We start from the raw sequence: 12,545 nt of genomic DNA, 5'->3' as shown, positions 1-12,545 counted from the left end.
GAAGCTAGCGCTGCTAATTGACCCAATCCAACCCCATGTCCTGATACAGGCTTTTATCTTCATCCCAATTCGCGCTGACTTTGACGTGAAGATAAAGATGAACGGTTTTGCCCAAGATCTCGGATAGTTCCGCTCTCGCTTTGGCACCAATTTCCTTGATTTGATGACCACCTTTTCCGAGAATAATGGCGCGCTGCGTCGCCTTTTCGACCAATATTTGCTGGTGGATCTCTAGCGATCCGTCAGGGCGTTCCTTATATTGCTCCATCGCAATGGCGGTGGCGTATGGCAGTTCCGCACGAAGTTGCCGGAAAACTTGTTCGCGTGTGATTTCTGCTGCCAAAATCCGTTCACTGGCGTCGGAGACTTGGTCTTCCGGAAAATGCCATGGTCCCTCTGGCATCGCCGCAACCAAATAGGCTCTGAGTTCTTCTAGCCCGTCACCCGTTTTGGCGCTGACAAAAAATGTTTGATCAAAAACGGTTAGGTCATTTAGCTTTACCGCATGATTAAGCAATTTGTCTTTGGCGGCGATATCTACTTTGTTGAGTACCAGAATTATTTTTTCTTGCCGGTGCTTTACCCGTTCTACGATTGATGTGACTTTGGGACCAAGGCCAGCGCGTGCGTCCACGAGAAAAACAATGATGTCAGCGTCTTCAGCACCATCCCACGCTGCAGATACCATGGCTCTGTCCAACCGGCGGCGCGGTTCAAAAATACCCGGCGTATCAACCAGTAGCAACTGTGTCTCGTCCTCGATTGCTATGCCGAGCAAACGGGTCCGCGTGGTTTGCGGTTTGGAGCTGGTGATAGCAACCTTCTGCCCCACAAGGGCATTTATCAAAGTTGATTTTCCGGCATTGGGGGCGCCGATAAGGGCTACTACGCCGCATTTTTTGGTCATATAAATTTTTCCAGAAAGAGTTTTGCAGCGGTGGTTTCGGCTGTTTGAATAGATGAGGCTGTTGCCTGAACTTCTCCAACCTTATTGATGCTCACTTTAACAGTGAATCGGAGATCATGATGAGGTCCGGCTTTTTCAACCAGTTCATAAACCGGCATTTTGCGGTTCTGGGCCGCAGCCCATTCTTGCAACGCTGATTTAGGATGCCGAATATCTTTGGCCATTCCGGAAATGCGGTCGCCCCAATATTTGAGGATAAACTGTTTGGCCGCATCCAGATCATGATCCAGATAGACCGCACCGATGAGGGATTCCATCACGTCACCAAGAACCTTGGGGCTTTGGCGGGCACCATCATCCCGCGCCTGTTTACCGAGTAGCAGATGATCGGATACACCGATGGTTCGCCCAATCTCTCCGCAAACCTTACCTGAAACCAGGCCATTGAGCCGCTGAGACAATTTACCCTCCGGTTCATTAGGGAATTGCTCATAAAGTTGTGTTGCGATAGTTAGACCCAGAACGCGATCGCCCAAAAATTCAAGGCGCTGATAATCATCGTCACCAAAGCTGCCATGAGTTACGGCCCGGATATACAACGTCTCGTTTATCGGCTTTTTCCCGATTAGCTTCGTAACCCAGTCTAGAAATTCGGGATTATTCAAAATCCTCTCCAATTCGGTCCCATCGTGCAGCGGTAAACCACGTCCATGGTTTTATCCACTCCGCCGAACCATCGGTTGAGAAAACGGAGACTAGTGCACGGCCTACCAGATTTTCCTGCGGAACCATACCAATTGCTTCACCTTCTTTGGCGGGAAAACGACTGTCAGCGCTGCGATCGCGATTGTCACCCATCAGGAACATATGTCCGTCGGGCACGACGAAACTTTGGGTATTATCGCCTTCCGAGGCCTCGTTAATGTCTAAAATCTTGTAAGTTCTGCCATTTGGCAGGGTTTCTCTATATTGAGGGTAGCGGCAAATCCGATCCCCATTTTCATTTGTTGTCTCGAAATAATCTGCATAGCAGGGGCTATTTGGAGAGACGGCATGAATATAGTCACCGATCTTCTCGTGCTTAACAACGACTCCGTTAATTGACAGGATGCCGTTTGTGACCTGAATAATATCACCAGGCAGGCCAATTACCCGCTTTATATAGTCGTCCCGAGCGCCTGGTGGCGCTTTAAAAACAGCGACGTCACCAGGTTCCGGTGTGTTGGCGAATATCCGCTTGGGAATTACCGGAATACTGAATGGCATGCTATATTTGGAGTAGCCATATGGCCATTTCGCAACCAACAGATAATCACCAACCATCAAACGTGGCTGCATGGATTCCGACGGGATGTTAAATGGAGACACGATGAAGCTCCGTAAAATGACGACAAAAAACGCCAATTTTACCAAAAATACCATGAATTCCCGTGTTTCGGACGGCGGTGCGTTTTTATCTTTCATCGCGTCCCTTTGCTTATAATGATGCGCGCGGTCAAGAGACAGTATTTATCGGCAATTTCCAGTGATTTGACCTTGTTCATAAGGGGGCCGCAAGATAGGGTCGAGGCCAAAATAGAGGGTGTCAGGCAATTGTAAACAACAAGGAAGATTGTGCTATGGATTATTGGACAGCAATAGAAAGCCAGCCTGCATCGACTTTAAAAAGCCTATTTGATGGCGAAACGGGGCGAGTGGAACGTCTCAGCTTCGAACAATCTGGTGTTTATTTTGATTTTTCGAAGACTCACATGAGTAAGATGTTGCTGGAAAATTTTTCAAAACTGGCCGACGACAAAGGAATGGTCGATCAGATAATGGCGCTGACCAATGGCGCTCCGATTAACTTGAGTGAAGGTCGCGCAGCAGAGCATACGGCGGAGCGCGGTTTTGGTAGTGAGACGAGCGTTGAAAATGCCCGTTTGTTAAAAATGCGGATGCAAGCTTTGGTTCAGGCGGTTGATGCCGGAGCCTTGGGTGACATAGAATATGTCATACATCTTGGAATTGGTGGATCCGCACTAGGCCCCGAATTGCTATTGGCCGCCTTAAAAATAGGCGATGAAAAATATGAAACGGCTGTTATATCAAATATAGATGGCTGTGCGTTGGAGCCGGTGCTTGAGCGCTTTGACGCTCATAAAACATTGCTGGTCATCGCATCCAAAAGTTTTACCACAGCCGAAACCTTCCTTAATGCACGTTCTGTCACCGACTGGATGGCAGAACAGGGCGTGTCCGATCCCTTTGGAAAAATTATAGCACTGACAGCAATGCCGGAGAAGGCTGTGGAGTGGGGCATAGACGAAAGCCGTGTTTTGCCCTTTTCCGAAACAGTTGGCGGCCGTTATTCATTGTGGTCATCCATCGGCTTCAGCGTCGCGCTAACTTTAGGCATAGAAGTCTTTGATGACCTGCTTGCCGGAGCAGCTGACATGGACCGACATTTTATAGATATGCCGTTTGATCAAAACATCCCGGTAATAGCTGCCTTTTGCGATCAATATTATAATCAAGTCCGGGGCTGTGAGACCCGCGCGGTATTTGCCTATGACGAACGTCTACGGCTATTACCGGACTATCTGCAACAGCTTGAAATGGAGAGTAATGGAAAGTCGGTAACGGCAGATGGAACGCCCCTAAAACGCCATAGCAGCCCGATTGTTTGGGGCGGAGTTGGCACCGATGCACAGCATGCCGTATTTCAATTGCTGCATCAGGGGACACATTTGGTCCCTGTTGAATTTCTTGCCGTGGTCGAACCAGGGCACTCGCTTGCCAAAGAGCATCATGAGGGATTGCTCCTAAACTGCTTTGCTCAAGGCGCTGCCCTGATGGCGGGCAAGAAATCCGATGACACTAATCGAAATTATCAAGGCGACAGACCATCCATAACGATTCTATTGGAAAATCTTGACGGACGCACATTGGGAGCGCTTATCGCTTTTTATGAGCATCGCACTTTTACGAATGCGGTGCTTTTGGGCATCAATCCATTTGACCAGTTCGGCGTAGAATTAGGCAAGGAAATGGCCAATGCGCTTTTGGCCGGTGAGGGCAACAAAATGGATCCGTCGACTGAAATACTAAAAAACCGGGCGTTCCCTGCCTGAGTGATCAAGGATAATATTATGTCGGAATATGATTATGACCTGTTCGTCATCGGTGCAGGGTCAGGTGGAACGAGAGCTGCGCGCGTATCGGCATCTTATGGTGCCAAAGTAGCTGTCGCCGAGGAATATCGGGTGGGAGGCACCTGTGTCATTCGCGGCTGCGTTCCGAAAAAAATGCTGGTTTACGGCTCACATTTTTCTGAAGACCTGGAAGATGGTAAAAATTTTGGGTGGACATGGGAAAATGCTAAGTTTGATTGGACAAAGCTGCGAGATCATATTTTGTCCGACGTTGACCGGCTGAACAACGCCTATACTGAAACATTGAAAAACCATGATGTCGAGATTATTTTGGAACATGCGGAGATTGTTGGCCCACATGAAGTAAAGCTCGCCAGCGGTAAAACCGTCACCGCCCAATATATTCTGATTGCGGTCGGTGCTTGGCCTAACGTGCCGGAATTCCCAGGCAGCGAACATATGCTGACTTCCAATGAAATGTTCCATTTGGATAAATTGCCGGAAACAATAATCATCTCTGGTGGCGGCTATATTGCCAACGAGTTTGCTGGAATATTCAACGGATTGGGCAGCGAAGTTTATGTTGTCAATCGCTCCAGTGTAATTTTGCGCGGTTATGACGAAAGCGTGCGGGATAGATTGCTGCAAATCGCGTTGACTAAAGGCATGAATTACAAATTTAACTGTACATTCGACAAGATTGAAAAGCGCGAGGATGGGGCCTTGGATGTCTACATGGATGGTAAAGCGCCTATACGCGCAGATGTAGTACTCGCGGCGACCGGCCGACGTCCGAAAATTGATGGACTTGGTTTGAAAAATGTCGGCGTCGAAACCAATGATAGCGGCGCAATTAGAGTCGACGAATATAGCCGTACTAATGTCGATGGCATTTATGCTGTCGGCGATGTGACCGACCGCGTACAACTAACTCCTGTTGCCATTCGCGAGGGGCAGGCTTTTGCCGAAACGGTATTTAACGATACCCCTAAAACGGTTGATTATAGCTGTATTCCTTCCGCTGTTTTTTCGCAGCCACCTATAGCGTCAGTCGGTCTGACCGAAAGCGAAGCACGGATGCAATATGGCAATATCAAAATCTATTCGTCGGATTTTCGGGCAATGCGAAATGCATTTGCTGATCGGGCAGAACGCAGCCTTTATAAAATGATCGTGGAAGCTACGACCGAGAAAATCATTGGTTTGCATATGATCGGACCGGATGCTCCTGAAATTCTTCAGGCCGCAGCGGTCGCAGTCAAAGCGGGCCTAACGAAGCAGGCCTTCGACGATACCGTTGCCTTGCATCCCAGCATGGCTGAGGAATTGGTGCTCTTAAAATAGCCCGAGGCTGCGGTAAGGCAGTTTCAAAAGTAACTTAATCGATCAATTAAATTTATTGACGATTGCGTTTTCCTTGGTTCATTGTCTAGGGACATTATCATAGCCATATTTTATCACTATTCACCTTGGGGGATTCATGCAGACGATTATCGATCAACTCGAAGCCAAACGCGCAGAAGCGCATATGGGCGGTGGTCAAAAACGTATTGATGCCCAGCATGCCAAAGGCAAATTGACCGCTCGGGAACGGATTGAAATATTACTCGATGAAGGCTCATTTGAAGAAATAGACACTTATGTTGAGCATAATTGCGTTGATTTCGGCATGCAGGACCAAAAAGTTCCCGGCGACGGGGTCGTTACGGGATCCGGCACCATCAACGGTCGTCTGGTGTTTGTGTTCTCTCAGGATTTTACGGTATTCGGCGGTTCCTTATCTGAGCGTCATGCGGAAAAAATATGCAAGGTGATGGACAATGCCATGAAGGTTGGTGCGCCTGTCATTGGTATCAATGATAGCGGCGGGGCTCGAATTCAGGAAGGCGTGGCGTCTCTTGGCGGCTATGCAGAGGTTTTTCAGCGCAATGTACTGGCCAGCGGCGTTGTTCCTCAACTTTCCCTCATTATGGGTCCGTGCGCTGGCGGTGCGGTCTATTCGCCGGCCATGACCGACTTTATCTTCATGGTAAAAGATAGCAGTTACATGTTCGTCACTGGTCCCGATGTGGTAAAAACAGTGACCAACGAGATTGTGACGCAGGAAGAATTGGGTGGCGCCGTTACCCATACGACGAAGACTAGCGTCGCAGACGTAGCTTATGAAAATGACATTGAAGCTCTGCTCGCAGCGCGCGATTTCATTGATTATATGCCGCTAAACAATCGTGAAGAAGTGCCTGAACGGCCAACAGCTGATGCTTGGGATCGATTGGAAGACAGCCTTGATACCCTGATACCCGCCAATGCTAATCAACCTTATGATATGCATGAGGTTATTCGCAAGATGGTCGATGAAGGTGAGTTTTTCGAAATTCAACCTGCACATGCCGGGAATATCCTTTGCGGATTTGGCCGTGTGGAAGGAAAATCGGTCGGTATCGTGGCTAATCAACCAATGGTGCTCGCGGGTTGCCTGGACATAAACGCGTCCAAAAAAGCGGCGCGTTTTGTCCGTTACTGCGATGCGTTTAACATTCCGATCGTAACTCTAGTCGATGTTCCAGGATTCCTCCCGGGCACCGCACAAGAGCATAATGGTATTATCAAACATGGCGCAAAATTACTTTTTGCTTATGCTGAAGCAACCGTACCCAAAATCACGATCATAACTAGAAAAGCTTATGGTGGAGCTTATGATGTGATGGCATCAAAGCATTTGCGTGGTGATCTCAACTATGCTTGGCCGACCGCCGAAATCGCGGTGATGGGTGCTAAAGGCGCAGTCGAGATTATATTCCGTGGCAAGACATCAGAAGAAATTGCCGAGAAGACAAAGGAATATGAGGACCGTTTCGCCAATCCTTTTGTTGCAGCGCAAAAGGGGTTTGTGGACGAAGTGATTATGCCGCATTCAACCCGGCGCAGGGTGGCATTAGGATTGCGAAAGTTGAGAAATAAGCAGCTGGAAAATCCTTGGAAGAAGCATGACAATATCCCATTGTAGTAGATAGAAAATGCCATCGGGATTAGTAGCATTATTGGATGATGTAGCGGCAATAGCAAAGCTTGCCGCTGCGTCAGTTGATGATATCGGCGTTGCGGCTTCGCGGGCCGGCACAAAAACAGCCGGCGTTGTGATCGATGATGCCGCTGTGACCCCGCGTTATGTTGATGGGTTCAGCCCAGCGCGTGAATTGCCGATGATCGCGAAAATCGCAAAAGGGTCTCTTAGAAATAAGCTATTATTCCTGCTTCCGGCTGCTGTATTATTGGGGCAATTTGCGTCTTTTCTAATCCCGGCGATATTGATTATCGGTGGCCTTTTTCTAAGCTATGAGGCTGCGGAGAAGATACTTGAGCTCTGTAAAATTGATGAGACTACCAAACACGAAGGTCCGGCGATTGTTCAAGGGGGAGCGCGCGAAGATCAAATGGTTTCGGGGGCCATTCGAACGGACTTGATATTATCAGCTGAGATTATGGCTATTGCTTTGTCGGAAGTTTCAGGAGAAATTTGGTGGCAACAGACCATCGTTCTGGCGTTGATCGGCATAGGTATCACCATAGCGGTCTATGGCGCAGTAGCCATAATCGTTAAAATGGATGATGTAGGTTTACATCTAGCGATTGAATATGAAGGGTTTGTTGCTTCCTTTGGACGCGGGCTAGTATCGTTCATGCCAAAACTTCTGTCGGCGATAGCGATAATCGGAACACTAGCGATGGCTTGGGTCGGTGGTGGACTACTCGTGCACAATCTTGCTGAAATGGGCTGGCATGGTCCGGAACATCTGATCGAGATGGTCGCGCATCCCATTATGGGCCTTGCGCCTTCCTCTATTGCTGGCATTCTGGATTGGTTCGTCTTGGCGCTTTTATCTGGTTTATTTGCTATAGTTGTCGGTACGATAATCGCACCGCTCATCCATAAATTTATGCCACATGGAAAGCAGCAAGACGGTGCTGCGACCTAGATATAACTATCGGAAAATATAATGAAACTTGGAAAATTAAATCATATCGGTGTTGTAACACCTTCCATAACGGATAGCATCGCACATTGGCGCGATGTTATGGGAGCAACAAAAATCCACGATCCGTTTGACTTGCCAGCGCAAGGCGTAAAAGTTTGTTTTGTCGATACGCCGGGAAGTGAAAATACTAACGGTTCACAGATTGAACTGATCGAACCGCTTGGAGAAGACAGCCCAATCCACGGGTTTCTTGCTAAAAACCCGCTCGGCGGGCAACATCATATTTGTTTTGAAGTTCCGGATATTCACGCAGCAAAGTCTGAGTTTGAAGCTATGGGCAAGCGAGTGCTAGGCGAACCACGAATTGGGGCGCATGGCACCCTTATCTTTTTCGTGCACCCCAAAGATATGGGGGGGATGCTTACAGAGATTATGGAAACACCCGCAGATCACTAATTCCTTCTCAACAGGAGCGAGGCTATCGTGCGACGACGTCTAATTTGAAATCTCGGGGAAAACTATATGGACGCTGAAATGCATCCAGCGTAACAAATTTGGACAAAGGATCAAAATCAATGGAATTCAAGAATATCAAACTGGATATCACCGATCAGGTCGCGACTATCACTTTGAATCAGCCAACACGTTTAAACGCTTGCTCGCTCAATATGGCGGATGATATTTTTACCGCATTGGATGTTCTGGAAGATGCGCGTGCGCTTATCATCACTGGTGAAGGGCGGGCATTTTGTGCCGGCGCAGATTTGCAGGCAACAAGTGACAGCGCAATTACCGGCGGCAAAGCATCTTTTGCGGCACTGAACCAGCATTATAACCCGTTGATGTTGAAGCTCGCAAAGCTGAATATTCCAACCATCACCGCTGTGAATGGTCCAGCAGCTGGGATCGGCTGTTCAATCGGATTGGCGAGTGATTTTGCCATTGCCGGGAAATCCGCCTATTTTCTTCAGGCCTTCGTCAATATCGGCCTAGTGCCTGATGGCGGAGCAAGCTGGATGCTGACGCGCCTTGTCGGCAAAGCCCGGGCCACCGAAATGATGATGCTCGGCGAGAAAATCTCGGGCGAGAAAGCGGCTGACTGGGGATTGATTTACAAGTGCGTCGAAGATGATGCGCTGATGACCGAAGCAGGGACGCTAGCCAAACGCTTGGCTGATGGGCCGACAGTTGCCCTGGGTGTTATGCGACAAAACCTCGCAAAAGCGATGGAAAGCGATTATGCCTCGGCCATGTATTCGGAAGCCGAAGGACAACGTCTTGCCGGTGACAGCAATGATGCCCGTGAAGGAGCGATCGCTTTCCTTCAGAAGCGCAAAACGGAGTTTAAAGGACAATAATGACTGATAAGCCGACGATTGAAGATTGGAAGTCCCTCGCTGATAAAGAAGTGAAGGGCCGTGATCTAGAATGGAACACCCCTGAGGGGATTGTGGTTAAGCCACTTTATACGGCAGAAGATGCTGGCGATCCGGGATTGCCTGGTTTCGCCCCCTTTACCCGCGGGGTAAAGGCCAGCATGTATGCTGGGCGGCCTTGGACGATACGTCAATATGCGGGTTTCTCTACGGCTGAGGAATCCAACGCTTTTTACCGTCGTAATCTCGCTGCTGGGCAAAAAGGTCTGTCCGTTGCTTTTGATCTTGCCACACATCGTGGTTATGACAGTGATCATCCTCGTGTTGTCGGTGATGTAGGCAAGGCGGGCGTGGCGATTGACAGCGTCGAGGATATGAAAATTCTCTTCGATCAGATCCCACTGGATGAAATGTCCGTATCGATGACAATGAACGGCGCGGTTATACCTTGCCTGGCATTTTATATCATCGCAGCAGAAGAGCAGGGGGTATCGCAAGATAAACTCGCTGGCACGATCCAGAATGATATTCTTAAAGAGTTCATGGTGCGTAACACCTATATTTATCCGCCTGCGCCATCCATGCGGATTATCTCAGATATTATTGCATATACATCTGCCAATATGCCGCAATTCAACAGCATTTCGATTAGCGGCTATCATATGCATGAAGCGGGTGCTACCGCAGTGCAGGAACTCGCTTTTACGATTGCCGATGGCCGTGAATATGCCAAACAGGCCATGGCGACTGGCTTGGATATCGATGCATTTGCAGGTCGTTTAAGCTTCTTTTTCGGTATCGGCATGAATTTCTTCATGGAAATAGCAAAACTTCGTGCGGCGCGGACGCTATGGTATCGGGTCATGGACGGCCTTGGTGCCCAGTCTGAACGATCCAAGATGCTCAGAACCCATTGCCAAACATCTGGAGTTTCGCTGACCGAACAGGATCCTTATAATAATGTTATCCGGACAACCATTGAAGCCATGGCCGCGACGTTGGGTGGAACCCAATCGCTTCATACTAATGCTTTAGATGAAGCGATAGCGCTCCCCACAGATTTTTCCGCTCGAATTGCGCGAAATACGCAAATTGTGCTGCAGGAAGAAGCGGGCATTACCAAGGTAGTAGATCCCTTGGGTGGTAGCTATTATGTTGAAGCCTTGACCGACGAGCTAGTCGAGAAAGCTTGGGAGATCATCGAACGGGTCGATGGCGAAGGCGGTATGGCCAAAGCGGTCGCTGATGGTTGGCCTAAAGCGATGATCGAGGAAGCAGCTGCCGGTCGGCAAGCTGCCGTGGATAAGGGTGAAGCCGTTATCGTCGGTGTTAATAAATATCGCCTCGCTGAAGAAGACGCGATGGAAACTCTGGACATTGACAACGGCAAAGTTCGCACAGGGCAAATCGCGCGGCTCGAAAAAATGCGAGCGGATCGTGATGAAGCGGCTTGTCAGGCGGCGCTGAAGGCTTTGACCGAAGGCGCAAAAACGGATGGGAATGTACTGGCTCTCGCTGTAGACGCAGCGCGTCAGCGTGCATCACTAGGCGAAATTTCCGATGCTATGGAAAAAATATTCGGGCGTTATGAGACGCGCCCCACGCCAGTTAAAGGCATCTATGGCAAAGCCTATGAAGGCGATGGTCGCTATGCAATGGTAATTGAGGGTGTCGACGCTGTTTCGCAGCGATTGGGACGCAAACCTAAGATTCTTGTCGCAAAAATGGGGCAAGATGGCCATGATCGCGGAGCGAATGTGGTTTCGAGTGCTTTTACAGATATGGGTTTTGATGTGATCTCAGGGCCGCTGTTCCAAACACCTAGCGAAACGCGCGACCTTGCATTGGCAGAAAATGTTGATGCAGTGGGTGCATCTAGCTTGGCAGCGGGGCACAAGACGCTGATCCCTGAATTGATCAACTTACTGAAGGAAACTGGACGCAGCGATATTAAGATATTTGCTGGCGGTGTCATTCCATCGAAAGATTATGAATTCCTGCGCAAAAGCGGAGTGGTCGGAATCTATGGACCGGGAAGCAATATTGTGGAATGCGCTGCGGATATTTTGCGTTTGTTGGGCCACAACATGCCGCCAGAAACCGAGGAATCCGCCGAATGACTGAAACCAACATAAGCGCACCCATTGAAACTGTTGTTAGGCAGGACTGGTCGCGTGAGGAAATTGCGGATCTGTTTAACCTGTCATTTGACGAGTTGGTTTTTCAGGCCGCAACCGTGCACCGGCAGCATCATACGCCGGGAGCTGTTCAACTCTCTACCTTGCTGTCGATTAAAACAGGTGGTTGTCCCGAAGATTGCGGCTATTGTAATCAATCTGCTAGTGCCGAAAGCGGTTTGAAAGCTGAAAAGCTGTTGGACGTCCGCTCCGTACTCCAAACTGCAGCGCAGGCAAAAGACCGGGGCTCATCCCGTTTTTGCATGGGCGCAGCTTGGCGCAATCCCAAAAACCGCGATATGCCTGCGATTATCGAGATGGTAAAAGGCGTGCGTCAGATGGGAATGGAAACCTGTATGACACTAGGCATGCTAACAAAAGAACAGTCCAAGATGTTGGCAGATGCGGGCCTCGATTACTATAATCATAATATCGACACGTCACCGGAACATTATGAAAAGGTCATCACCACGCGGACCTTTGGTGATAGGTTGGAAACACTGGAAAATGTTCGGGAGAGCGGGATCAACGTCTGTTCTGGCGGGATTGTTGGCATGGGGGAAACTCGTGAAGATCGCGTCGGTTTCGTGCATGCGTTAGCGACATTACCCAAGCATCCTGAAAGTGTTCCGGTAAACGCGCTGGTTCCCGTCAAGGGCACGGTGTTGGGTGATATGTTGGCTGACACGCCTCTGGCAAAGATCGATGATATTGAATTTGTCCGTACGATCGCTGTAGCACGGATCACCATGCCGGCATCGATGGTTCGTTTATCTGCGGGACGTGAGTCCTTGTCAGAATCAACACAAGCGCTCTGTTTCTTGGCCGGCGCAAACAGTATTTTCACGGGTGACAAATTGCTCACCACCGGAAATGCTGGTGATGATGCCGATGAAGCAATGTTTGAAAAATTAGGACTAATTCCGATGGCGGCCGAACCGCCAAGGCACGTAAATTTAGAGGCTGCTGAATAA

At 49.1% G+C, this 12,545-nt stretch carries 11 protein-coding genes; 8 read left to right on the top strand and 3 right to left on the bottom strand.

The features are described 5' to 3' along the window. Window positions 1-13: 13 nt before the first annotated feature. The 3 genes from era to lepB are packed head-to-tail and all read right to left on the bottom strand — an operon-like array spanning window position 14 to window position 2,371. Window positions 14-907: a GTPase Era gene (gene era / locus V7676_RS04315; RefSeq protein ID WP_335658416.1), complete on the bottom strand. Its 894-nt coding sequence runs from the start codon at window positions 905-907 to the stop codon at window positions 14-16. After that, complete coding sequence (rnc, locus tag V7676_RS04310) at window positions 904-1,572, bottom strand: ribonuclease III (RefSeq protein WP_335658415.1); 669 nt, start codon at window positions 1,570-1,572, stop codon at window positions 904-906. Before rnc ends, era begins: the two co-directional genes overlap by 4 nt. Further along, window positions 1,565-2,371 (bottom strand): signal peptidase I, encoded by an 807-nt coding sequence (lepB, locus tag V7676_RS04305; protein ID WP_335658414.1) that lies wholly within the window; start codon window positions 2,369-2,371, stop codon window positions 1,565-1,567. The genes rnc and lepB overlap by 8 nt, the downstream gene beginning before the upstream one ends. Before the next feature lie 155 nt (window positions 2,372-2,526). Between lepB and pgi the strand changes: the two genes are divergently transcribed. The 8 genes from pgi to bioB all read left to right on the top strand — a co-directional run bounded on the left by pgi (window position 2,527) and on the right by bioB (window position 12,545). Then, complete coding sequence (pgi, locus tag V7676_RS04300) at window positions 2,527-4,020, top strand: glucose-6-phosphate isomerase (RefSeq protein ID WP_335658413.1); 1,494 nt, start codon at window positions 2,527-2,529, stop codon at window positions 4,018-4,020. A gap of 18 nt (window positions 4,021-4,038) precedes the next feature. Next, window positions 4,039-5,385, top strand: coding sequence for a glutathione-disulfide reductase (gorA, locus tag V7676_RS04295; RefSeq protein WP_335658412.1), 1,347 nt, complete (start codon window positions 4,039-4,041; stop codon window positions 5,383-5,385). Between the two features lie 136 nt (window positions 5,386-5,521). Beyond that, entirely contained in the window at window positions 5,522-7,048 is a 1,527-nt protein-coding gene (locus tag V7676_RS04290) for an acyl-CoA carboxylase subunit beta (RefSeq protein ID WP_335658411.1), read from the top strand. A 10-nt stretch (window positions 7,049-7,058) separates the two neighbouring features. Beyond that, a complete protein-coding gene (locus V7676_RS04285; RefSeq protein WP_335658410.1) occupies window positions 7,059-8,018 on the top strand; it encodes a DUF808 domain-containing protein in 960 nt (319 codons plus the stop codon). 21 nt (window positions 8,019-8,039) lie between these two features. Further along, window positions 8,040-8,474 carry a methylmalonyl-CoA epimerase gene (gene mce, locus V7676_RS04280; protein ID WP_335658409.1) on the top strand — a complete coding sequence of 145 codons (435 nt, stop codon included), beginning with the start codon at window positions 8,040-8,042 and terminating at the stop codon, window positions 8,472-8,474. 119 nt (window positions 8,475-8,593) lie between these two features. Further along, window positions 8,594-9,376: an enoyl-CoA hydratase-related protein gene (locus tag V7676_RS04275; protein WP_335658408.1), complete on the top strand. Its 783-nt coding sequence runs from the start codon at window positions 8,594-8,596 to the stop codon at window positions 9,374-9,376. Then, window positions 9,376-11,514 carry a methylmalonyl-CoA mutase gene (gene scpA / locus V7676_RS04270; protein ID WP_335658407.1) on the top strand — a complete coding sequence of 713 codons (2,139 nt, stop codon included), beginning with the start codon at window positions 9,376-9,378 and terminating at the stop codon, window positions 11,512-11,514. The genes V7676_RS04275 and scpA overlap by 1 nt, the downstream gene beginning before the upstream one ends. Continuing rightward, window positions 11,511-12,545 carry a biotin synthase BioB gene (gene bioB, locus V7676_RS04265; protein WP_335658406.1) on the top strand — a complete coding sequence of 345 codons (1,035 nt, stop codon included), beginning with the start codon at window positions 11,511-11,513 and terminating at the stop codon, window positions 12,543-12,545. The genes scpA and bioB overlap by 4 nt, the downstream gene beginning before the upstream one ends.

The organism is Parasphingorhabdus sp. (genome assembly GCF_036963805.1).
Taxonomy (GTDB): domain Bacteria; phylum Pseudomonadota; class Alphaproteobacteria; order Sphingomonadales; family Sphingomonadaceae; genus Parasphingorhabdus.
The sequence above is the reverse complement of the archived record's forward strand: the minus strand, read 5'-3'. Positions and strand labels throughout refer to the sequence as shown.